This window comes from Variovorax monticola (assembly GCF_051216855.1).
Lineage (GTDB): Bacteria > Pseudomonadota > Gammaproteobacteria > Burkholderiales > Burkholderiaceae_C > Variovorax.
In genome coordinates, this window is the sequence record NZ_JBPJZP010000011.1 from 55,243 (window position 1) to 76,488 (window position 21,246).

The 21,246-nt window shown below is 68.7% G+C and carries 19 protein-coding genes and 1 pseudogene; 13 read left to right on the plus strand and 7 right to left on the minus strand.

Features of this window, described 5'->3' with window-relative positions:
• The first annotated feature begins 64 nt into the window (after nt 1–64).
• On the plus strand, nt 65–1,120 hold the full coding sequence (locus ACSFA5_RS32025) for an AbrB family transcriptional regulator (RefSeq protein ID WP_435448101.1): 1,056 nt from the start codon (nt 65–67) through the stop codon (nt 1,118–1,120).
• 51 nt (nt 1,121–1,171) lie between these two features.
• Here ACSFA5_RS32025 and ACSFA5_RS32030 read toward each other — a convergent pair whose 3' ends face one another.
• The gene (locus tag ACSFA5_RS32030) at nt 1,172–1,483 is read right to left on the minus strand and encodes a BTH_I0359 family protein (RefSeq protein WP_435448083.1); all 312 of its coding nucleotides are present in this window, start codon (nt 1,481–1,483) and stop codon (nt 1,172–1,174) included.
• Nucleotides 1,484–1,586: 103 nt separating this feature from the next.
• Nucleotides 1,587–2,798: a DUF3108 domain-containing protein gene (locus ACSFA5_RS32035; protein WP_435448084.1), complete on the minus strand. Its 1,212-nt coding sequence runs from the start codon at nt 2,796–2,798 to the stop codon at nt 1,587–1,589.
• A 150-nt stretch (nt 2,799–2,948) separates the two neighbouring features.
• Here ACSFA5_RS32035 and ACSFA5_RS32040 point away from each other — a divergent pair, with 150 nt between their 5' ends.
• The 5 genes and pseudogenes from ACSFA5_RS32040 (at nt 2,949) to loiP (ending at nt 6,600) form a co-directional block, all read left to right on the plus strand.
• Nucleotides 2,949–4,019: a fumarylacetoacetate hydrolase family protein gene (locus ACSFA5_RS32040; protein WP_435448085.1), complete on the plus strand. Its 1,071-nt coding sequence runs from the start codon at nt 2,949–2,951 to the stop codon at nt 4,017–4,019.
• Nucleotides 4,020–4,180: 161 nt separating this feature from the next.
• Nucleotides 4,181–4,423, plus strand: a complete 243-nt coding sequence (locus ACSFA5_RS32045) for a helix-turn-helix domain-containing protein (RefSeq protein ID WP_435448086.1) — start codon at nt 4,181–4,183, stop codon at nt 4,421–4,423.
• 32 nt (nt 4,424–4,455) lie between these two features.
• A pseudogene (locus ACSFA5_RS32050) lies at nt 4,456–5,049 on the plus strand (HipA N-terminal domain-containing protein); the annotation flags it as partial.
• Nucleotides 5,050–5,098: 49 nt separating this feature from the next.
• Nucleotides 5,099–5,677, plus strand: coding sequence for a HipA domain-containing protein (locus tag ACSFA5_RS32055; protein ID WP_435448087.1), 579 nt, complete (start codon nt 5,099–5,101; stop codon nt 5,675–5,677).
• A gap of 161 nt (nt 5,678–5,838) precedes the next feature.
• Nucleotides 5,839–6,600, plus strand: a complete 762-nt coding sequence (loiP, locus tag ACSFA5_RS32060; RefSeq protein ID WP_435448088.1) for a metalloprotease LoiP — start codon at nt 5,839–5,841, stop codon at nt 6,598–6,600.
• A gap of 3 nt (nt 6,601–6,603) precedes the next feature.
• On the opposite strand, the gene ACSFA5_RS32065 is transcribed toward loiP, so the two are convergent.
• A complete protein-coding gene (locus ACSFA5_RS32065; protein WP_435448089.1) occupies nt 6,604–7,386 on the minus strand; it encodes a helix-turn-helix transcriptional regulator in 783 nt (260 codons plus the stop codon).
• 110 nt (nt 7,387–7,496) lie between these two features.
• Here ACSFA5_RS32065 and ACSFA5_RS32070 point away from each other — a divergent pair, with 110 nt between their 5' ends.
• From ACSFA5_RS32070 to ACSFA5_RS32080, 3 genes are read left to right on the plus strand one after another with little or no spacing between them, the layout of a single operon-like run.
• Nucleotides 7,497–9,281, plus strand: a complete 1,785-nt coding sequence (locus ACSFA5_RS32070) for an FAD-dependent monooxygenase (protein WP_435448091.1) — start codon at nt 7,497–7,499, stop codon at nt 9,279–9,281.
• Entirely contained in the window at nt 9,278–9,490 is a 213-nt protein-coding gene (locus ACSFA5_RS32075; RefSeq protein WP_435448092.1) for a hypothetical protein, read from the plus strand. The genes ACSFA5_RS32070 and ACSFA5_RS32075 overlap by 4 nt, the downstream gene beginning before the upstream one ends.
• A gap of 41 nt (nt 9,491–9,531) precedes the next feature.
• Entirely contained in the window at nt 9,532–10,506 is a 975-nt protein-coding gene (locus ACSFA5_RS32080; RefSeq protein WP_435448093.1) for a Bug family tripartite tricarboxylate transporter substrate binding protein, read from the plus strand.
• 17 nt (nt 10,507–10,523) lie between these two features.
• Here the strand turns inward: ACSFA5_RS32080 and ACSFA5_RS32085 are convergent, their stop codons facing one another.
• Nucleotides 10,524–11,708, minus strand: a complete 1,185-nt coding sequence (locus ACSFA5_RS32085; RefSeq protein WP_435448094.1) for a toxin-antitoxin system YwqK family antitoxin — start codon at nt 11,706–11,708, stop codon at nt 10,524–10,526.
• Between the two features lie 35 nt (nt 11,709–11,743).
• On the minus strand, nt 11,744–12,157 hold the full coding sequence (locus ACSFA5_RS32090) for a VOC family protein (RefSeq protein ID WP_435448095.1): 414 nt from the start codon (nt 12,155–12,157) through the stop codon (nt 11,744–11,746).
• 94 nt (nt 12,158–12,251) lie between these two features.
• Here ACSFA5_RS32090 and ACSFA5_RS32095 point away from each other — a divergent pair, with 94 nt between their 5' ends.
• The 4 genes from ACSFA5_RS32095 (at nt 12,252) to ACSFA5_RS32110 (ending at nt 17,227) form a co-directional block, all read left to right on the plus strand.
• Nucleotides 12,252–13,499 carry a TraB/GumN family protein gene (locus ACSFA5_RS32095; RefSeq protein WP_435448096.1) on the plus strand — a complete coding sequence of 416 codons (1,248 nt, stop codon included), beginning with the start codon at nt 12,252–12,254 and terminating at the stop codon, nt 13,497–13,499.
• A gap of 12 nt (nt 13,500–13,511) precedes the next feature.
• Nucleotides 13,512–13,883: a DUF2946 family protein gene (locus ACSFA5_RS32100; RefSeq protein ID WP_435448097.1), complete on the plus strand. Its 372-nt coding sequence runs from the start codon at nt 13,512–13,514 to the stop codon at nt 13,881–13,883.
• Between the two features lie 117 nt (nt 13,884–14,000).
• Nucleotides 14,001–16,292 carry a TonB-dependent receptor gene (locus ACSFA5_RS32105; protein ID WP_435448102.1) on the plus strand — a complete coding sequence of 764 codons (2,292 nt, stop codon included), beginning with the start codon at nt 14,001–14,003 and terminating at the stop codon, nt 16,290–16,292.
• Between the two features lie 80 nt (nt 16,293–16,372).
• Nucleotides 16,373–17,227, plus strand: a complete 855-nt coding sequence (locus ACSFA5_RS32110) for a copper chaperone PCu(A)C domain-containing protein (protein WP_435448098.1) — start codon at nt 16,373–16,375, stop codon at nt 17,225–17,227.
• 25 nt (nt 17,228–17,252) lie between these two features.
• Here ACSFA5_RS32110 and ACSFA5_RS32115 read toward each other — a convergent pair whose 3' ends face one another.
• A complete protein-coding gene (locus ACSFA5_RS32115) occupies nt 17,253–18,995 on the minus strand; it encodes a phospholipase D family protein (RefSeq protein WP_435448099.1) in 1,743 nt (580 codons plus the stop codon).
• Between the two features lie 94 nt (nt 18,996–19,089).
• Nucleotides 19,090–20,985: an ATP-binding cassette domain-containing protein gene (locus ACSFA5_RS32120; protein ID WP_435448100.1), complete on the minus strand. Its 1,896-nt coding sequence runs from the start codon at nt 20,983–20,985 to the stop codon at nt 19,090–19,092.
• Nucleotides 20,986–21,246 lie beyond the last annotated feature (261 nt).

Genomic DNA, 21,246 nt, shown 5'->3' on the forward strand with positions numbered 1-21,246 from the left:
TGCCCCGGCGTGCGCACGCCGTGCCGTCCATTTCCGCCTTTCCCTGTCGTCCCTTCTGTTGTCCCTGCCTCCCCGTTTTTTCGTTCGCGTGCTGGCCACGCTGCTGCTGGCGCTCGCTGCCGCGGGCGTCTGCCTGGCGCTGCACACGCCCTTGCCCTGGATGATCGGCCCGCTGGTCGCGGTGTCGCTGGCGTCGATTGCCGGTGCGCCCACGGCCAGCCACACGCCGCTGCGCAACGCGGGGCAGTGGACCATCGGCACCGCGCTGGGGCTGTATTTCACGCCGCACGTGGTGTCGCTGGTGGCCAGCGTGTGGTGGGCGATCTTGCTGGCCATTGCGTGGGCGCTGCTGCTGGGCTGGGGCTTCGGGCGCTGGCTGTACCGGCTGCATGCCGCTCGCATGCCCCATGTGCCGGAGCGCTCCATGAGAGCCACGACTTACTTCGCGGGCGCCATCGGCGGCGCGTCGGAGATGACGCTGCTGTCCGAATCGGCCGGCGCGCGCACCGACCTCGTGGCCGCCGCGCACAGCCTGCGGCTGGTGGTGGTGACGGTGACGATCCCTTTCGCGATGCAGTGGAGCGGCCTGCACGGGCTCGAAATCAACCCGCCCGGCGCGCGCGAGGTGAACCTCGGCGGGCTCGCGCTGCTGGCGGTGGCGACCGGCCTCGGCGGTCTTGCGATGCGCGCGCTGAAGCGCACCAACCCCTGGTTCATCGGGCCATTGCTGGTGGCGATGGCCTTCACCGTGGCGGGCCAGTCGCTGTCGGCGGTGCCGGGCTGGATGTCGAACGCCGCGCAGCTGGTGATCGCGGTGAGCCTGGGCGTGCGCTTCAGCCGCGAGTTTCTGCACACCGCGCCGCGCTGGCTGGGCTCGGTGGTGCTGGGCACGGTCGGCATGCTGGTGCTGTGCGCCGGCGTGGCGTGGCTGCTGGCCTGGGCGACGGGGCTGCAACCGGCCACGATGATCCTGGGCACATCGCCCGGCGGCATCGCCGAGATGTCGATCACGGCCAAGGTGCTGCAACTGGGCGTGCCGGTGGTCACGGCGTTCCAGGTGTGCCGGCTGGTGGCGGTGCTGCTGATCGTCGGGCCGATGTTCCGGTGGATCTACCGCTGAATGAAAAAAGCGCCCGGAGGGGCGCTTTGGATGCCTGGGAGCGAAAGACGCTCAGTGCACCAGCACCGGCGTGTGGGCCAGTTCGGCATAGCCCTCGAGCGTGTCTTCCACTTCTTCCTGCGTGGGGGTGTTGAGCTGCCAGGCCGCGATTTGCTGCTGGAACAGTTCGGCCCACGAGCCGTCGAGGTAGACCTCCTTGCCCGAGCGCTTGTCCACGATCTCGAAACCGTGGCGCTCCAGGACGGGCATGTTGGGCAGCAGGGGCTCGTCGCCCTCGTTGGGCTGCACGTGCACGACGACGAAAGACTCCGAGTCATAAAGCATGTTCATGGCGGGCCCAGTGAGGATGTCGATGGCGTTCATGGAGGTTAGATAGCAATCAACGCGCCAGTTTCAAGACAGGTTGTCATTTTGTAAAACTAACGGGTTAATTTTTGCGTTCTGCTTCGATGACGTGACTTTGTTCTCAGTTCGACGGCCCGGCGGGCAGGGATTCGCGCAATTCCATGTCGGCGAAGTCGCCGTTGGGCTGTGTCTGTTTGATCCGTACGGGCAGGTAGCCCAGCGATGGTGCGAGCCAGACCTCGAGCTTCACGTCGAAATCCCTGCGCGGGCTGCGGGTGAGCTTGCGCACCGTGTACTCCCCGGCCTGCACGGTCACTTTTTCTTCGCTTTCGATGTTGAAGACCCAGGTGCCGGCCTCGCGCGTGCCGGCCGTCTGCACCGAGATCTGGCTGCCGCCGGGGTAGCGCCCCGGGTTGCCCGCCAGCAGGCCGCCGAGCTGCATCACCACGCTGAGCCGGTCCTGCGCGCCGGGCAGCAGGGGCACGGACGGCGCGTTGTTGCTGAACAAAATCTGCTCCTGGTCGCGCACGAAATGGGCCGCCACCTCGCCCTTGCGGCTTTCGGAATAACGCTCGGGCTCGATGCCCGACGGGCCGATGCGGCCTGTGCTGTGCTGGCTGAGGATGGTGGCGAACAACAGCTTGAGCGTCAGCCGCGCGTCGTAGGTGCTGCCGTCCTGCAGCCATTCCAGCGTGCCGAACACGCCCCGCATCGGCGAGGCGCCGCGCTGGCCGGTGGCCGCGAATGACAGCTTGACCGAGCCCGGAATGCGCAGCGACTGCGTGCCGGCGATGTTGCCCGAGGTCGGGCTGGCGCCTGCCGTGCTGCCGGGCGCGCCGTCGCCGGTGCCGGTGCCGCCCGCCGCCGTGGTCGCGTCTGCAGGGGCGCTGGCGGCGGCGTCGGGCGACGTTGCTCCTGAATTCGTAGCTACTTGCGCAATCAGGTCGGGCGTGTCGGGGTCTTTGGGTGCCGAAGCATCCAGCGGGGGCTCGGGCGTCGGTGCCACCTGGGGCGTCGGCTTCGGCTTGGGCACCGACGGCGCGCGCGGTCGGCGCGGCTTGGGCGGCGCTGCTGGCTGGGCTTGCGCGGGTGCGGCGGCGGGTGGCGCCGCAGCTTGCTCCGCCGCGGGAGGTGCGATCACGATCGTGCGCGTGATGAACTTGTTCGCCAGCGGCGAGGGTTCGGGCCCGAGTGCCGTCGGCGCCAAGCCCAGCACCAGCAGGTGCGCCAGCGCCACCGCCAGCGTCAGCCCGGCCAGCACCCGCCAGGGCGGACGTCCGGGCGGGCCGGCAGGCAGCGAAGGGGGCGAAGGGGGCGCGACGAGCGTCGACATCGGTGTGTGGAGTGGGGCGTTGGCGCGGAGGTTCACCAAGACCACCTCGGTACACTGCCGCCCGTTCAACCAGTTTAAGTGGGAGCGGCGCGCAGCCTCGTGGCCACGCCGCGTCTTCCCTCACGCATTCACGCAGGCACGCACCGCATCATGAAACTCGCCACCCTGAAAGACGGCTCGCGCGACGGCCAGCTCGTCGTTGTCTCGCGCGACCTCACGCTCGCCCACTACGCCACCGGCATCGCGAGCCGGCTGCAGCAGGTGCTGGACGACTGGGGCTTCATGAGCCCGCAGCTGCAGGACCTGTACGACGACCTCAACGCCGGGCGCACGCGCCACGCCTTTCCGTTCGACCCCGCCCTGTGCATGGCGCCGCTGCCGCGCGCCTACCAGTGGGCCGACGGCTCGGCCTACCTGAACCACGTCGAGCTGGTGCGCAAGGCGCGCAACGCCGAAGTGCCCGAGAGCTTCTATCAAGACCCGCTGATGTACCAGGGCGGCAGCGACGACTTTCTCGGCCCGACCGACGACGTGATCGTGCCCAGCGAGGCCATGGGCATCGACTTCGAGGCCGAGATCGCGGTGATCACCGGCGACGTGAGGATGGGCGCCACGCCCGAGCAGGCGCTGGAGGGCATCCGCCTGGTGATGCTGGCCAACGACGTGAGCCTGCGCAACCTGATTCCGGCCGAGCTCGGCAAGGGCTTCGGCTTCTTCCAGAGCAAGCCCGCCACCGCCTTCAGCCCCGTGGCAGTCACGCTCGACGAACTCGGCGAGGCCTGGCAGAAGGGCCGCGTGCACCTGGCGCTGCACAGCAGCTGGAACGGGCGCAAGGTCGGCATGTGCGACGCGGGCCCCGACATGACCTTCCACTTCGGCCAGCTCATCGCGCACATTGCCAAGACGCGCAACGTGCGCGCCGGCAGCATCGTGGGCAGCGGTACCGTGAGCAACAAGGGCGTGGAGACGAAAGACGGCCAGATGGACTGGCCCAAGGGCTACTCGTGCATTGCCGAAAAGCGGTGCATCGAGACGATTCAGGGCGGCGCGCCCGTCACCGAGTTCATGAAGTTCGGGGACACCATCCGCATCGAGATGAAGGGCATGGACGGGCGCTCGCTGTTCGGTGCGATCGACCAGGAAATCGTGTCGACGGGTGGGCGGGCGAAGGAGGCGCTTGTGAAGCCGCATGGCAGTGAAGAAGCTGCCAACGAACAATAAGTTTGACCCGTCGAGAGCAATTTGCTCGATGAGACTCAAAAAACGAGAAGTTTTGACCTGTTGAGGTCAAACTCCTATGAATTTCAGATTTGCTCCTGAAGGAACAAATTTCGTGGTTTTGATTAATTTGCAAGCAATAATGCTCTCATAAGGTCAAAATCATGCATCTCGTCCCCGACGCTCTCCCAAAGCTGGCCTCCAGGCTCACGGCCGAGCGCAAACGCCAAGGGTTGTCGCGCGCGCAAGCGGCATCGGTGTGCGGCGTCAGTCCTTCGTTCATCCGCGATGCGGAAAGCGACCCGGGCCGCTGCTCCTTGGCGAAACTGTTGCTCTTGGCGACTGGCTTGGGGCTGCAAGTCCACCTGGACGGTTGGCAACGAGACACCGGAGCGGGCGTCGAATGATCCGGCTGCGCATCTGGGCCAACGCCCGCCCGATGGGGTGGTTCGGCCATGCGTCCGCCGATTACTTCTTCGAGTACGACCCCCAGTGGATGGCACAGCCGGGGCACTATGTGCTGGCGCCGCAATTTCCGTTGGGCGTCGAGCCCTACACCGGCCATGTCGTTCGGTCCTTCTTCGAGAATCTTTTGCCCGAAGGTGAAGCGCTCGACGACATCGTCAGCGCCATCCATTTGCGCGGAGCGTCTTCGTTCGAATTGTTGGGGCGGCTGGGCGCGGAGCTTCCGGGTGTGCTGTCGCTGCTGCCACGCGAGGCGCGCCCCCAGCCGGCGCAGGAATACCGTCCGTTGCCGTTCGAGGAATTGAGCCGGCGCCTGGCCGGGCGGGACCACACGCCGCTGCTCCTGTCCAACGCCGAAGCGACCATGTCGCTGGCGGGCGCGCAGGACAAGTTGGGCCTGCGTTTCGACCCCGCTACCGCGCGCCTGAGCGACAGCGTGGGCCAGTCCCTGACGACCCACATCCTCAAGCCCGATACGCGTCAGGCGCGCTACCACCCCAGCGCGATCAACGAATTCGCGTGCATGAAACTGGCGCGCGCACTCCGGTTGCCGGTGCCGGACGTCTGGCTGCTGCGCATTCCCGAGGCGGCCTATGTGGTCGAGCGCTACGACCAGCATGCTGGCGGCCGGCAACATCGTGAGCCTGCACCAGATCGACGGCTGCCAATTGCTGGGGCATGGCGCAGGCTGGAAATACCAGCGCTCCGGTGGGTTGGTCAGCATCCCCTTGCTGGCCAAGGCCTTGCGCGGACTCGGCGTGCGCGGCATCGACCTGTTGCAGTTCCAGCGTTGGGTGATGTTGAACTACCTGCTCGGCAACTCGGACGCGCATGCCAAGAACGTCTCGGTGCTGATCGACGACAAGGGCTTCAGTCTTGCGCCGTTCTACGACCTGCTGTGCGTGCGCGCATACGGCGACACCGGCTTGGCGTTGTTCATCGGGGACGAAGAAACCTTCGATTCCGTGGGGCGCCATTCCTGGGAAGCGCTGTGCGAGGACTGCGGCTTTCGACTGACTGAAACACTGGCCGAGTTCGCAAAGATGGCGCGTGCGTTGTTGCCCGCATGGCGCAAGGTCCGCGCCGCGCTGGACAAGTCGCACGCCCCGAATGCCGCTGAAACGCTCGTGCTGGAAAAAATGACGCATGTGTTCGAACTTCATGTTCGAAACGCGTTCTTGATGATCGGCGTTTGATCAACGGGGCTGGTCGTCGCCTCCGCTCCCCGAGAGCGGCCCGTTTGCCATGGCTATGATCCTGCCGCTGCTGAGACGAGTCTTCAATTTCGTCCGGCAGCGCGTCCGGCGGCTGCGTTCCGCGGCCGCCATTCATACCAAGAAAAAACGGGAGTTTTCCAATGCGTTATTTGTCTGTTGCCGCCGCCGTCGCGGCCTTCGCCCTTTCGGGCTGCGAAACCCTGAAGAACGCCGACACCGGCGCGCTCACCCAGGCGGGCGGTTCGGCCTTCAAGGCCATGTCGCTGAGCGACGCCGATGTCACCACGATGTCCGACCAGTCCTGCACCGCCATGGACCAGAAGAACCAGATCGCGCCCGCCGGCAGCCGCTACGCCACGCGCCTGGCCCAGGTCGTCAAGCAGATGCCCACCGCCGTGAACGGCAAGACGGCCAACTACAAGGTCTACATGACCAAGGACGTCAATGCCTGGGCCATGGCCAACGGCTGCATCCGCGTCTACAGCGGCCTCATGGACCTGATGAACGACGACGAACTGCGCGGCGTGATCGGCCACGAAATCGGCCACGTGGCGCTGGGCCACTCGAAGTCGCGCATGCAGACCGCCTACGCCGCCTCGGCCGTGCGCGGACTGGCCGGCGCCGCCGGCGGCGTCGCGGCCCAGTTGTCCCAGTCGCAGGCCGGCGACCTGGGTGAGAAGTTCGTCAACGCGCAGTTCTCGCAAGCCAACGAAAGCGCGGCCGACAACTATTCGTTCGACCTGCTCACCGAACGCAAGCTCGAGCGCAAGGGGCTGGTCAGCGCCTTCGACAAGCTGGCCAAGCTCGGCGGCGGCGGCTCCGGCAGTTCGCTCATGAGCTCGCATCCGCCATCGGCCGAGCGCTCGGCGCGCATGCAGAAGCGCCTGGACGCGGCCAAGTAAGCGCTACGCGCCGGGCGTCAGCCGCATCAGCAGTTCCTTTTGCGAACGGATGCCGAGCCGCCGAAAGGCCCGGTACTGATGCGTGCGCACGGTGGTCAGCTCCACGCCGATCTGCCGTGCGGCCTCCTTCGCCGTCCTGCCCGCCATGAGGTGGCCGATGACCTCGCGCTCGCGCAGGCTCAAGGTCAGCAGGCGCGAGGCGAGGGCCGGTTCCACCGCGCCACGCACCGCCACCGCGCTGCGTCCGTGCGCCGCGGTGGCGTCGGCCAGCAGCGTGGCGTGCGTTTCGATCAACGCGAAATCTTCCGCGCCGAACTCCGGCTGCGCCAGGCTGCGGTAGAAGCTCACGGCCACGCGCTGCCCGGTCGGCAGCAGCAACAGCACCGACGCGCGCTCGCGGATGCCCACGTCGCCGTAGCAGGCCGCGCGGTAGGCCGGGTCGGCCACCTCGTCGGCGCGCTGGTGGCCCAGCCACAGCTGGGCGCGCCGCGGCAGCTTGCGCGCGGCAAGCCAGGCCATGTTGGGGTCGAGCTGGTCGAAGCGCTGCGCGACGTAGCGCTCCGACGTGCGCTCGGCCGTGCTGCCGTAGCTGCTGGCGGCCGACACGGCCTCGATGCGCCCCGCCGCGCTCACCGCGAACACGGTGCAGAAGGTCACCGGCATCAGGCGCTGCATGGCCTTCAGGTAGCTGGTGGCCAGGTGCGCCGTGCCCACGCCGGACAGCACGTCGCCGACCACGGCGGCGGCCAGCGGGGTGTCGGTGGGATGGAGGCGCCAGCGTCTCATGCGGGGAGAGTGCGGAAGGGGAGGCGGGGTGGGTGAAATCGACCGAGGGTAAGTACCTCGTACGAAGTTATGACATTGCCGCGGCCCGCGCATCGGGACAATCCCGTCGCATGACGAACCCTTCCGCAGCCGCCCCGGGCGATGCCGCCAGCGGCCCCATGCCGCCGCCGGCCAGCGCCACCGAACTGCCGCCCTCCGTGGGCGGTTTCCACTACACGCGCTACAAGCCGTGGACGCCGCCGCTGGAGCAGGGCGAACACGGCGGGGTCGAGCCCGGCCGCCACCCCGTGGTGATCGCCGGCGGCGGGCCGGTCGGCATGGCGCTGGCGCTGGGCCTGGCGAACCACGGCGTGCGCTGCGTGATCCTCGAGGCCGACGACACGGTGTGCGTGGGCAGCCGTGCGGCCTGCATCTCGCGGCGCAGCCTGGAAATCATGGCGCGGCTCGGCGTGCTGGACAGCTTTCTGGCCAAGGGCCTGCCGTGGACCGGCGGGCGCAGCTACTACAAGACGGCCGAGGTGTTCCGCTTCGAGATGCCGCACGACGCGCAGCAGAAGCTGCCGCCGATGATCAACCTGGAGCAGTACTACGCCGAGCACTACCTGCTGGAGGAAATCTTCCGCCGCAACGAGCAGACGCCGGGGCTCATCGACATCCGCTGGGGCACCGAACTCGCCGGCCTCGCGCAGGACGACGACGGCGTGACGCTCGACGTGCGCAATGCACAGGGCACCTACCGCCTGCAGGGCCAGTGGCTCGCGGCGTGCGACGGCGGCCAGAGCTTCGTGCGCAAGGCGCTGGGGCTCGCGCTGGAGGGCACGGGCTACGAAGGCCGCTACGTGATCATCGACATCGAGCTGCACAGCGGCCACCCGACCGAGCGCCGCGCCTGGTTCGACCCGCCGTGGAACCCCGGCTCGACCGTGCTCATGCACCGCCAGCCCGACGACATCTGGCGCATCGACTACCAGCTGCGCCCCGGCCAGAGCACCGAAGAAGCGCTGCAGCCGCCTGCCGTGGCCGAGTTCGTGCAGCGACACCTCGATGCCATCGGCGAACGGCACCTGCCGTGGAAGACGGTGTGGACCTCGGTCTACCGCGCGGGCGCGATGACGCTCGACAGCTACCGGCACGGGCGTGTCGTGTTCGCGGGCAACGCGGCGCACGCGATGCCGATCTTCGGCGTGCGCGGGCTCAACTCGGGCTTCGACGACGCGGACAACCTGGGCTGGAAGCTGGCCCTGGTGGCCAAGGGACTGTCGGACGCGGCGTTGCTCGACTCGTACTCGCAGGAGCGCATCGCGGCCTTCCATGTGAACGCCGAGAACGCGATGCGCAGCACCGAGTTCATGTCGCCGCCGTCGCGCGGCTTCGACCTGCTGCGCGAGGCGGCGCTGTCGCTGTCGGAGGCGCACCGCGGCATTGCGCAGCTCATCAACCCGCGCCAGACGCAGGCCGTGCGCTATGCCGATTCGCCGCTGTCGAGCGAGGGCGACGCGTCTATGACGTGGACGGCCGGCCCGCTGCCGGGCGAGGTGATGCCCGAGCAGCAGCTGGCACGCGGCCACCTCACGGACCTGATCGCGCCGGCCTTCACGCTGCTGGTGCTGCGGCCCGAGGTGGCGCTGCCGCCGGCGGCAGACATCGCGGCGGCGCAGCAGGGCGCGCTGCCCTTCGTCGTGCGCACCGTCGCCAGCCCGGGCACCGACGGCGCAGATGCGCACGCGGCGCCTGCCGTGTTCGACGCACTCGGCGCGCAGGACGGCGCGGTCTACCTGCTGCGCCCCGACGGCCATGTGGCCGCGCGCTGGCACCGCCTGCCCGCGGGCGCCCTGCAGCCCGCACTGGCACGCGCCGCATCGGCTGCATCGACCGAACAGGAGCTCCGCGCATGACCAACCCACCCCTGCACCCCGACGCCCGCGACCGCCTTTATGCCGAGTGCGCGCGCGCCATCAGCGAGGCGGGCGCCGAGCGCGAGTCGCTGTTCCTCGCGCGCCTGGCACTGCTGCTGTTCGAGCAGGTCGGCGACGAGGCGCGCTGCCGCGCCGCGCTGGCCGACGCACTGCACGCGCTGCCCGTACCATCGCTGTCCGCTTCGTGAAACAAGCAAGCTTCCCGACATCTACAACTGGAGACTGATCCATGGATCGCCGCACCCTTCTCGCCACGCTCGCCTCCGGCGCCGCCGTGGCCGCCTCGCCCTTCGCCCACGCGCAGGACTACCCCCAGCAACTCGTCAAGTGGGTCGTGCCGTACCCGGCGGGCGGGGGCACCGACGTGATCGCGCGCGTGCTGGCCGAATCGATGCGCCAGACGCTGGGCCAGCAGATCGTGGTCGACAACCGCCCGGGCGCCTCGACCAACATCGGCGCCGACTTCGTCGCCAAGAGCAAGCCCGACGGCTACACCATCCTGTCGGCCGACAACGCCCTGCTGGCCTTCAACGAGCACCTGTTCAGCAAGCTGCCGTTCAGCCCGGAAAAAGACTTCACGTACATCGGCGCGATCGGCAAGTTCCCGCTGGCGCTGGTGGTGCACCCTGACTTCCCCGCCAAGACGTTCAAGGAGTTCCTGGCCTACGTGAAGGCCAACCCCGGCAAGGTGAACTACGCGTCGCCGGGCAACGGCTCGCCGCACCACCTGGCGATGGAAATGTTCAAGGTGCGCACCGGCACCTTCATCACCCACATTCCGTACCGCGGCGCCGCGCCGGCCATGGCCGACGTGATGGGCGGACAGGTGCCGTGCATGTTCCTCGACCTGGCTTCGGGCCTGGGGATCATGCAGAGCAACAAGGTGCGCGTGCTGGCCATCGGCTCGGGTGCGCGCAACAAGCTGATGCCCAATGTGCCGACGCTGGCCGAGGTGGGCGTGCCCAACTCCGAGGTGTTCGCGTTCCAGGGCATCCTGGGCCCGGCCAACCTGCAGCCGGCGGTGGTGAACAAGCTCAACGCCGACCTGAACAAGGCCTTCGGCACGCCGGCGGTGCAGAAGCGCTTCGACGATTTCGGCATGGAAGCCATGCCCGGCACGCCGGCGCAGTTCGCCGCGCTGTCGCGCGCCGAATCGAAGCGCTGGGGCCCGATCATCAAGCAGGCCGGTATCAAGCTGGACTGAAGCCGGCGGCGTTCTCTCTAACGGGAGAATGCCTTGCGCGAGCCGTCTTCGAAGACCTCGTCGTCGCGCTGCAATTCGCCGTTCTCGCTCCAGGTGCGCTCGCGCGTGATTCGGCCCTTGGCGTCGAAGGTCGATTCGGCAAGCAGCGTGCCCTTTTCGCTGAAGCGCTGGTGGGTGCCCTCGGGGATCTGCCGGCCCCGGCCCATGACCCGGTAGCGGCCCTGCGCGGCGCGCTCGCCGCTGTCGTAGAACTCGGTGATGTCCACCGTGCGCCCATCGCCGGTGCCGCCGCTGTAGGCCGACTTGCTGGTCGGCTGGCCGTTCAGGTAATAGCTGTCGTCGGCGGTCGGCTCGCCCGCGCTGCTCCAGCGCTGGTCGCGCACCAGCGTGCCTTTTTCCGAGAAGGCCTGCTCGCGGATGCGCACGCTGGTGCGCTCGGCCAGCAGGTACACCGTTTCGCGGCGCTTCACGCCCTCCGACGAATAGTTCTGCTCGGTGCGCTGGTTGCCGACCGTTTCGTCGAGCACCGCAGTCTTGCCGTTGTCGTAGAAGCTCTGCGAACGCACGCGCTTGCCCGACACGTACGACAGCCGCGAGCGCAGGCTGCTGCGCGCATCGAACAGATCGACCTGCGACGGGCCGACGCCGGCGAAGCCGCACAGCTTGGCGTCGTCGACCACCGGCGCCAGCGTGGGCGCGTCGGCGCAGCGCAGCGCCGACAGCTGGCCGCGCTCGGTGAACTCGACCGATGCGCGCTCGCTGCCGTTGCCCGTGTCGGGGTAGAACACGGCACGGCGCAGCTTGCCGTCGGGGTAGAAGCTGCGCACCAGGCCGCGCTCCTGGCCGTCGTCGTAGGTGGCCTCGCGCAGCACCTTGCCCGTGGGCGAGAACTCGCGCGCACGGCCCTGGACGTTGCCCTTGGCGTTGACGCTCTGCTCCTTGGCCAGCTTGCCCTTCTCGTAGATGCGCACCAGGCCCATGGACACGCCGTTCTGCAACTGCTCCTCGCGCTGCAGCTCGCCGGTTTCGCGGTCCTTGCAGCGCAGCAGGCCGGTCTTGCCTGCCGTGGTGGCGCCGTTGGCCGGGTTCACGCTGCGGCCGTTGAGCTCGCAGTCCTGCTGCGCATGCGCCGCGGCCGCGCAGCACAGGGGCAGGAGCGCCGCCAGACCGAGCCGCAACAGGCGCCCCGCAGTGCCCGGCACAGCGGCGGGTCTGCGTGGGGCGGCGTGGCGGGAGGTCACTTGTCGTAGAGCGTGGCCAGGGAACGGAATCCCTTGACCTCGATCGGATTGCCGAAGGGGTCGTGGAAGAACATGGTCCATTGCTCGCCGGGCTGGCCTTCGAAGCGCACCTGCGGCTTCAGCAGGAACTCGGTGCCGGCGGCCTCCAGGCGCCCGGCCAGGGCCTGCCAGTCGGGCAGGGCGAGCGCAAGGCCGAAGTGCGGCATCGGCACCATCACGTCGCCGACGCGGCCGGTGCGGGCGGTGGCGAAGGGCTCGCCGAGATGAAGCGAAATCTGGTGGCCGAAAAAGTCGAAATCGACCCAGGTGTCGGTGCTGCGGCCCTCGGCGCAACCGAGGACGCCGCCGTAGAAGCGGCGGGCGCCGTTGAGGTCACGAACGTGAAAGGCAAGGTGGAAGATGCTCTGCATGGTTTCGGATTATGGGCAGCGGTGCTGTGAGAATGCCGGACTTTCTTTCATCGTGGAGCAAGCCTTGCGGATACTCCGGACTCTGGTTGCGCACATGCGCAACATCGATTTTTCGGCGCCTGCGCGCCTCGTGCAAAACCTCCAGCGGCTGCCGCGCCAACTCCTGGCGGGCGCCTGCTGCGTCTTTACATTCGCCGCGGCGCACGCCGCCTGCCCGCCCTCGGCCATCGCCAGCCTGGAGAAGCCCGGCACCGCGCTGCGCAACGGCGTCGACCGCGGCATGCTCTGGCGCATCGAGCGCGACGGGCGCACCTCGTGGCTCTACGGCACCATCCACATCGGCCGCGGCGACTGGGTGCGGCCCGGCCCGACCATCCAGAAGGCGCTGACGCAAAGCGACACCCTCGCGCTCGAGCTCGATTCGCGCGACGAGGCCACCACCGCCGCCATGGCCCAGCCGGCCGACCCCGCGCTGGTGGCGCGTGTGCTCAGCGGCGAGCGCGCCCGCCGGCTGGCGCGCCAGAACGCCGAGGCCTGCGTGCCGCCGGGGGCGCTGTCGAAGCTGCAGCCCATCCTGCAGGTGACGGCGCTGGCCGGCCTGGTGGCGCGCGCCGACGGGCTCTACCCCGAGTTCGGCGTGGACGAAACGCTGGCGGTGTCCGCCCGCAACAGCAACAAACCGATCGTCGCGCTCGAAAGCGCGGCCGCGCAATTGAAGGTGCTCACGGGCGAGTCCGAGGCCGAAGAAGGCGAGCAGATCGACGCCGCGCTCGACGAGCTGGAGTCGGGCAAGCTGCGCGGCCAGCTGAAGGAGCTGGCCGACGTGTGGGCGCGCAGCGACGCGGGCAAGCTGGGCCGCTATGCCGACTGGTGCGACTGCCTCAACACCCCCGCCGAGCAGCGCCTGACGAAGCGCCTGCTCGACGACCGCAACCCGAACCTGGCCGACGGCATCGAGCGCCTGCACGCCGGCGGCAAGGGCGTGTTCGCGGCCGTGGGCGCGCTGCACATGATCGGCCCGCAGGGGCTGCCCACGCTGATGGCGGCGCGCGGCTTCACGGTAACGCCGGTGCTGACCGACGCGCAGGCGCAGACCGCGGCGCCCATGGCCGCGCTCGCTGCACCTTCGCCGGCCCCCAGGGCTGCTGCGCGCGGCGGCAAGGCGGTGAAGGGCCAGCGCGGGCAGAACGGGCAAAAGGGCGCACCGGCCGCGTCGGCCAAGGGCGGTAAATCGGCCAAGGCAGCGCCCGCGGCCAAGGGCGGCAAAGCCACGGCCAAGGCGCCCGCCAAGGCGGCATCCAAGGCCGCGGCCCCTGCCGCCAAGGGCAAAGTGCGCAGATAATCGCGACCGCCCATGCACGCGCTGCGCCACCCCACCCGCTTTCTCGGCCTCATCGGCCGCGGGGTGCTGCTGTGGTTCGTGCTGTCGCTGGGCGTGGCGGTGGCGTCGCCGCTGGTGCATCCGCAGGCGATGGAGCTGGTGTGCTCCAGCGTCGGCTCCATCAAGGTGGTGGTCCACACCGAGAGCGGCGCGCAGGAACTCGGCGCCTCCCATATGGACTGCCCGCTGTGCGTGCTGACCGGCGCACCGCCGCCGGCCCTGGCGGTGCCCGCTTTCGACCTTCCCTTGCCGCTGGGCCGCGTAGTCCAGTCGATTCCCGCCGCGCGCCTGGCCGCGGCCACCGCCGCGCCGCTGCCGGCGCGCGGGCCCCCGACTTTCTCCTGACGCTCTCAAAACCATAGCTGCTTACACACGACCGACGTGCGTAAGCGGCATTTTTGGCTCGAAGTTTCGTGGAGAAGGTTCCCCTTGAAAAAGCATTCCCGCGCCCTGGCGATCGCCATGGCATTCCCCTTCGGCGCGCCCGCGCTGGCCCAGCAGGCCAGCGTTGCCGACGCCCCTGAAGCCGCCGGCAACGGCCGCGCGCTCAGCACCGTCACCGTGAGCGGCGGCCGCCCGACCTCGCTGCCCGCGCAGATCCCGACCACCATCGAAGGCGTGACGCACGACCAGATCGTGGAGACCGTCAACGCCACCGACAGCGAAGACGCCCTCAAGTACCTGCCCAGCCTGGTGGTGCGCAAGCGTTACATCGGCGACTTCAACCACGCCGTGCTTGCCACCCGCGCCTCGGGCACGGGCAACAGCGCGCGCTCGATGGTGTTCGCCGACGGCATCATGCTGTCGAACCCGCTGGGCAACGGCGCCACCTATGCGCCGCGCTGGGGCATGGTGTCGCCCGAAGAAATCGAGCGGGTCGACGTGCTCTACGGGCCGTTTTCCGCCGCGTACCCGGGCAATTCGGTGGGCGCGGTGGTCGACTACGTGACGCGCATGCCCACGCAGCTGGAGGCGCACGTCAAGCTCAGCGGCTTCGTGTCGAACTTCGACCTGTACAACAGCCATTCCTCGCCGGCCGGCCAGCAGCTGGACCTGTCGCTGGGCAGCCGCAGCGGCGACTGGTCGTGGTGGCTGAGCGCCTCGCGCACCCACAGCAAGGGCCAGGCGCTGGTGTTCGGCAACCGGCTGGTGAGCGCGGGCACGCTGGGCAACGCGGGCACGCCGGTCACCGGCGCGGTGCTCGGGCTGAACCCGTCGAACCAGCCGTGGTGGCTGGTGGGCGGCTCCACCATCTACGACACCACGCAGGAGCAGGCCAAGCTCAAGGTGGCCTACGACTTCTCGCCCACGGTGCGCGCCACCTACACGCTGGGCGCCTGGAACAACACCACGCACGGCAGCGTCGACACCTGGCTGCGCGACGCGCTCGGCCGGCCGGTGTACGGCGGGCGGGTGAACATCGGCGGGCGCACCTACAACCTCGATGCGCCGAGTGCCGCGCTCGCGCCGACCGAGACCGCGCTCACGCACTACATGCACGGCCTCTCGGTGAAGAGCCACACGGGCGGCGTGTTCGACTGGGAGGTGGCGGCCAGCCTGTTCGACTATGCGAGCGACACCTCGCGCACGCCGACCACGCCGCTGCCGGGCGCCTTCAACGGCGGCCCGGGCCGCACCACCGACATGGGCGGCTCCGGCTGGAACACCTTCAAGGCGGCGGGCACCTGGCGCCCCACCGGCTCGGTCGAGGGCGTGGGCGCGCACGTGGTCGACTTCGGCTTCCAGCAGGACACGGCGCGCCTGCGCACCAATGTCGGCAACACGCTCGACTGGCTCAACGGTTCGCCGGTCACGCCGTTCTCGGCGTTCAACGGCAACACCCGGCTGCAGTCGCTCTATGTGCAGGACACCTGGCGCTTCGCGAAGGACTGGAAGACCACGCTCGGCCTGCGCCACGAGCGCTGGGAGGCGTACGGCGGCCAGCTCGGCAACGCGGCCACGCTGCTGAACTTCGCGCCGCGCAAGAACAGCTACGACTCGCCCAAGGCCGCCGTTGCCTGGCAGGCCACGTCCGACTGGCTGCTGAAGGCCTCGACCGGCCGCGCGGTGCGCATGCCGACGGTGAGCGAGCTCTACCAGGGCTCGATCGACGGGAACCGCATCGTCAACACCAACCCCGCCCTGCGCCCCGAGCGCTCGTGGACCACCGAGCTCAGCGCCGAGCGCGACCTGAAGGGCTGGGGCCTGGACGGCGTGCTGCGCACCACGCTGTTCTTCGAGAACACGAAGGACGCGCTGTACAGCCAGGCGCTCAACAACCTGGTGAGCACGGTGCAGAACGTGGACGCCATCCGCACGCGCGGGCTCGAAGCGGCGCTGAACGCGGTCGACGTGGGCGTGCAGGGCTTCGACCTGAGCGGCAGCCTCACGCTGACCCGCTCGAAGATCGCCGCCAACAGCGGCTTCCCGGCGAGCGTCGGCCATGACCAGCCGCGCGTGCCCAAGGTGCGCGCGACCGTGCTGGCCACGTACCGGCCCGACGCCCGGTGGAGCTACACCGTCGGCGCGCGCTACAGCGGCAAGCAGTACGGCACGCTGGACAACAGCGACCCCAACGGTGCCGCGTACATGGGCTTCTCGAAGTTCTTCGTGGTCGACGCGCGCATACGCTACCGGATCGACCGGCAGTGGAGCGCGTCCTTCGGCATCGACAACCTGAACAACAACAAGTACTGGGCCTTCCACCCGTACCCGCAACGCACCTACGTGGCCGAACTCAAGTTCGACCTTTGACTCTCTCATTCCACCTGCAAGGACGACACGACATGACGACGAAATCGATGGTCACTCTCAAAACCATAGCGGCATGCGCAATGTTGACGGGCGTTAGCGCTGTTTTTGCGCACGTCACGCTGCCGCCGGGCGGCGCCACCGTGGGCAGCGACTACAACGCCGCCTTCCGCGTCGGCCACGCCTGCGAAGGCGCCAAGGCCACCACCGGCTTGGCGGTGCGCCTGCCCAAGGGCTTCGTGCTGAGCGACGCGCAGGCGCGCAAGGGCTGGAAGCTCGACGTGAGCAAGAACGGTGACGGCGAGGTGCGCTGGACCGCCGAGACGCCCGGCAATGCGCTGCCCGGCAGCGAGCGCGCCGAGTTCGTGCTGCGCGGCAAGGTGCCCGCCGCGCCCGGCACGCTGTGGTTCAAGGTGCTGCAGACCTGCGACACCGGCGCGGTCGACTGGGCCGAGGTGCCGGCCTCGGGCAATTCGACGGCGGGCCTGAAGAGCCCGGCCGCCAGACTGAACGTGGTGGCGCAGGGCGTGGCCACGGTCGATGTGCGCGATGGCTGGGTGCGCCAGTCGGTGCCGGGCCAGAGCGGCACGGGCGCCTTCATGAAGCTGACCGCGCCCACCGGCACGAAGCTGGTGGGCATCGCGACCCCGGCGGCGGGCACGGCCGAAGTGCACGAGATGAAGATGGAAGGCGACGTCATGAAGATGCGCGAACTGCCGGGCGGCCTCGACCTGCCCGCGGGCCAGACCGTCGAGCTCAAGCCCGGCGGCTACCACGTGATGATGATGGACCTGAAGGGCGCGCTGGCCAAGGGCGCGACCGTGCCGTTCACGCTGAAGTTCGAGGACGCCAAGGGCGTGAAGACCGCGCTGGACGTGTCGCTGCCGGTGGGCGCGCCCGAAGGGGCCGATGCCGCCGGCGCGGCGCACAAGCACTGACGCACCGATCCCCGGTCGACGGTTTCTAGAGCAGTTCGTCGGGCGCGAGCGGCCCGAAGAGCTTGAGCATCAGCCGCAGCGTGGCGCTGGTGTCGGGCTCGGAGGTGGCGTCGGGCAGCTTGCTGTCCTTGGGGGCGCGCCACACCAGCGCGCCGTCGACCAGCTCCACATGCCACGAGCGCTCGGTCATGCCGCGCTCGATCTGCTCGGACGCCGCGCGCGACAGCTCGGTGCTGCGGATCAGCAGCGCGATCTCGGTGTTCTGCAGCTGCGAGCGCAGGTCGAGGTTCATCGAGCCGACCACCAGCAGCCGGCCGTCCATCACCAGCACCTTGGAGTGCAGCATGGCGCGCGAGGCGCCGGCGAGGCTGCCTGTTCCGCTGCCGCTGCGTCCCGTCGAGCCGAAGACGCTGCCGAAGTTGGTCTGCTCGCTGCGCAGTTCGTACAGCTCGATGCCCATCTTCAGCAGCGCCTCGCGGTGGCGCGCGTAGCCCACATGGGCCACCGGCGCGTCGTTGGACGCCAGCGAGTTGGTCAGCACGCGAATGCGCACACCCCGCGCACGCGCCGCCGAGAACGCCTGCAGCATGTCCTTGCCGGGCACGAAGTAGGGCGAAATGATGAGCAGGTCGGCGCGCGCCTGGCCGATCATCTGCAGCAGGCCTTCGACCACCGTGTCGCCGTTGGCGGCCAGGTCGGAGGCGGCTTCCAGCGAGGCCACGCCGCGCGAGGTGCTTGCCTTGTCATCGGGCTGGCTGACCACGAGGCCCGGCGCCTTCGCGCTGTCGGGGCCGGAGACGGAATCGGCGGCGATCTTGCCGGGCTTGTCGGCCAGCATCACGGCCGGCGCCCAGACGAAGGTGGCGGTGCGCAGGTCGAGCGCTTTCTCGTCCCAGGCGCGGGCGCGCTGCTCGGGCGTGGGGGGCGCGTCGGCGCCGGGCTTGTCGTCCGGATCGCGGGCGGCCTGCGCAAGCAGTTCCTGGTCGGCCTTGCTCGCGCGCTCGCGCGTCGCCTGCAGCTCTTCGCGCGTGACCAGCGACTGCACGGGGTAGGCGCGCTCGTTGTTCCAGTAGCTGTCGAAGCTGCGCGACAGGTCCTGCACGATCGGGCCGGCGGCCAGCACGTCGACATCGACGAAGTTGCCGGTGGTGGCGTTGCCGAAGTAGGCGTCGCCCAGGTTGCGCCCGCCGGCGACGGCGAGCACGTTGTCGGCCAGGAACAGCTTGTTGTGCATGCGCTGCTGGATGCGCGAGGCGTCGTCGATCGAATTGAACAGGCGGCTGAAGCTGGAATCGCGCGAACCGGCCAGCGGGTTGAACAGCCGCATCTGGATGTTCGGGATGAAGGCCAGTCCCAGCACCAGGGCGTCGCGCCCGGTGGTGTGGAAGTCGTCGAGCAGCACCCGCACCCGCACGCCGCGCTCGGCGGCCGTGCGCAGGCCGCGCACCAGGCGGGCGGTGCTGGCGTCGGCGTGAATGGCGTAGTACTGCAGGTCCAGCGTCTTCTGGGCGCCTTCGATCAGCGCGAGCCGGCTGCCGTAGGCGGCCTGCGGCCCGCCCAGCAGCAGGAAGCCCGATTCGTAGCGGGCCTTGTCGGCCTGGCGTCGCTGCTGCACCAGGTCGGCCAGCGCGGTGCCGGTGGCCGGGGCAGCGATCGCGGTGGAGACGGGCCGCTCGACGTTCTGCGGCAGTTGCGCGCAGGCGCCCAGGATCAGCAGCGCCAGGAGCGCGGTGGAGCGGCGAAAAAACGCGTGGAAGGAAGAAGGCATGCGGTCGTTCTCGAAGCGTGGGAGAGGTAACCGCTTGTATAGCCTAGTCGGCGCCCGCCGCGCGTCGGACGGGCGGACGACCGGCACCGGCGCTTCAGCGCGTGACGCCGAGTTCTTCCTGGCGCTCGAGGGCGGCGAGCAATTCGTCGTCGATCGTGGCGTGGCGCTCGGCAAGTTCGGTGGCGCGAGAGGCATCGGCGGCGTAGAGGGCGCCGCCGTCGAGTTCGAGCATTTCCGTGATGCGCTTCTGCTCGCCTTCGAGCGCTGCGATCTGGGCGGGCAGGGCTTCGAGTTCACGCTGCTCTTTATAGGAGAGCTTCTTGCGGGCGCCCGCCGCCTTGGGAGCGGGGGCTTGGGCAGCGGGTGCGGGGGCTGACGCCGGGGTGGGGGCCGCGGCCGTGCGCTGCTCGGCGATCTCGCGGGCGCGCTTGGACTGGATCAGCCAGTCCTGCACGCTGCCTTCGTACTCGCGCCAGCGGCCGTCGCCTTCGTAGGCGATGGTGCTGGTCACCACGTTGTCCAGGAAGGTGCGGTCGTGGCTCACGAGGAACACGGTGCCGTCGTAGTCCTGCAGCAGGCTTTCGAGTAGCTCCAACGTATCGATGTCGAGGTCGTTGGTCGGTTCGTCGAGCACCAGCACGTTGGCCGGGCGGGCGAACAGCCGGGCCAGCAGCAGGCGGTTGCGTTCGCCGCCGCTGAGCGAGCGCACGGGGGAGTTGGCGCGCGCGGGGGAGAAGAGGAAGTCGGAGAGATAGCTCTTGACGTGCTTGCGCTGGTTGCCGATCTCGATCCACTCGCTGCCGGGGCTGATGAAGTCTTCCAGCGTGGCGTCGAGGTCGAGCTTGTCGCGCATCTGGTCGAAGTACGCCACCTGCAGGTTGGTGCCGCGGCGGATCTTGCCGCTGTCGGGTTCGAGCTCGCCCAGAATCAGCTTCAGCAGCGTGGTCTTGCCTGCGCCGTTGGGGCCGAGCAGGCCGACCTTGTCGCCGCGCAGGATGGTGCCGCTGAAGTTGCGGATGACGGTCTTCTCGCCGAAGGACTTGGTGGCCTCGGTGAGCTCGGCCACGATCTTCCCGCTGGATTGGCCGGACGCCACGTCCATGTTCACGCTGCCCTGCACCTCGCGGCGCGAAGTGCGGCTGGCGCGCAGGTCCTGCAGGCGGGTGATGCGGCTCTGGCTGCGGGTGCGCCGCGCCTCCACGCCCTTGCGGATCCAGATTTCTTCCTGGGCCAGCAGCTTGTCGGCCTTGGCGCTGATCACGGCCTCCTGGGCGAGCTGCTCTTCCTTCTGCAGGAGGTATTGCTCGAAGTTGCCGGGGTAGGAGTTCAGCTTGCCGCGGTCCAGCTCCACGATGCGGGTGGCCACGCGGTTCAGGAAGCTGCGGTCGTGGGTGATGGTGACGACGCTGCCCTTGAAGTCGATCAGCAGCTGTTCGAGCCACTCGATGGAGTCGAGGTCCAGGTGGTTGGTGGGCTCGTCCAGCAGAAGGACGTCGGGGGCGGCCACCAGGGCCTGGGCCAGGGCGACACGCTTGCGGGTGCCGCCGGAGAGGGAGCCGACGCGCGCATTGCGGTCGAGGTGGAGGCGGTGCAGCGTCTCTTCGACGCGCTGCTCCCAGTTCCAGGCATCGAAGGCTTCGATCTTCGACTGGAGGGCGTCGAGGTCGAGGTCGTCCGCGCCGGAGAGATAGAGGTCGCGCACGGCGATGACCTCGGCCAGGCCCTGGCTGGCGGCCGTGAACACGTCGGCGTCCATGTCGAGGACGGGTTCCTGGGCGACGTAGGCCACGCGCAGGTTCTGCTGCAGCTGAAGGGTGCCGTCGTCTGTCTTCTCAAGTCCACCCAATATCTTGAGCATCGATGACTTGCCGGCGCCGTTGCGGCCGATCAGGCCGATGCGCTCCGATTCCAGAAGAGAGAAGTCCGCGTGATCTAGCAGGGGGACGTGACCGAACGCCAATTGGGCGTCGAGGAGTGTGATGAGTGCCATGTGGCATGGATTATCGGAGGAGGCACCTGTGCGGGTTGGCAAGGCTCGGTGCGGGCTCTCCAGTTCAGGGGCCACTTGACCGCAATATTTGTTCGGTTTGCTTCGACGGGCTTAAATCCTGGCATATACTTGAGGGCTCGACTGACAGTCACTGCAAGGTGGTTGAAGCGGTGGGTTCTTCGGAGCTGATTGCGAGTTGGTTGGGTGGAAAAAAGCTTCTTTGAAGTTGACGCTGATTGAAAAGTCGGTGCATAATCGAAG

Bases quoted from the DNA above. Each gene is read 5' to 3' on its own strand.
- ACSFA5_RS32030 (WP_435448083.1), bottom strand. From the start codon at position 1,483: ATGAACGCCATCGACATCCTCACTGGGCCCGCCATGAACATGCTTTAT.
- ACSFA5_RS32035 (WP_435448084.1), bottom strand. From the start codon at position 2,798: ATGTCGACGCTCGTCGCGCCCCCTTCGCCCCCTTCGCTGCCTGCCGGC.
- ACSFA5_RS32040 (WP_435448085.1), top strand. From the start codon at position 2,949: ATGAAACTCGCCACCCTGAAAGACGGCTCGCGCGACGGCCAGCTCGTC.
- ACSFA5_RS32045 (WP_435448086.1), top strand. From the start codon at position 4,181: ATGCATCTCGTCCCCGACGCTCTCCCAAAGCTGGCCTCCAGGCTCACG.
- ACSFA5_RS32055 (WP_435448087.1), top strand. From the start codon at position 5,099: ATGCTGGCGGCCGGCAACATCGTGAGCCTGCACCAGATCGACGGCTGC.
- loiP (WP_435448088.1), top strand. From the start codon at position 5,839: ATGCGTTATTTGTCTGTTGCCGCCGCCGTCGCGGCCTTCGCCCTTTCG.
- ACSFA5_RS32065 (WP_435448089.1), bottom strand. From the start codon at position 7,386: ATGAGACGCTGGCGCCTCCATCCCACCGACACCCCGCTGGCCGCCGCC.
- ACSFA5_RS32070 (WP_435448091.1), top strand. From the start codon at position 7,497: ATGACGAACCCTTCCGCAGCCGCCCCGGGCGATGCCGCCAGCGGCCCC.
- ACSFA5_RS32075 (WP_435448092.1), top strand. From the start codon at position 9,278: ATGACCAACCCACCCCTGCACCCCGACGCCCGCGACCGCCTTTATGCC.
- ACSFA5_RS32080 (WP_435448093.1), top strand. From the start codon at position 9,532: ATGGATCGCCGCACCCTTCTCGCCACGCTCGCCTCCGGCGCCGCCGTG.
- ACSFA5_RS32090 (WP_435448095.1), bottom strand. From the start codon at position 12,157: ATGCAGAGCATCTTCCACCTTGCCTTTCACGTTCGTGACCTCAACGGC.
- ACSFA5_RS32095 (WP_435448096.1), top strand. From the start codon at position 12,252: ATGCGCAACATCGATTTTTCGGCGCCTGCGCGCCTCGTGCAAAACCTC.
- ACSFA5_RS32100 (WP_435448097.1), top strand. From the start codon at position 13,512: ATGCACGCGCTGCGCCACCCCACCCGCTTTCTCGGCCTCATCGGCCGC.
- ACSFA5_RS32105 (WP_435448102.1), top strand. From the start codon at position 14,001: ATGGCATTCCCCTTCGGCGCGCCCGCGCTGGCCCAGCAGGCCAGCGTT.
- ACSFA5_RS32110 (WP_435448098.1), top strand. From the start codon at position 16,373: ATGTTGACGGGCGTTAGCGCTGTTTTTGCGCACGTCACGCTGCCGCCG.
- ACSFA5_RS32115 (WP_435448099.1), bottom strand. From the start codon at position 18,995: ATGCCTTCTTCCTTCCACGCGTTTTTTCGCCGCTCCACCGCGCTCCTG.
- ACSFA5_RS32120 (WP_435448100.1), bottom strand. From the start codon at position 20,985: ATGGCACTCATCACACTCCTCGACGCCCAATTGGCGTTCGGTCACGTC.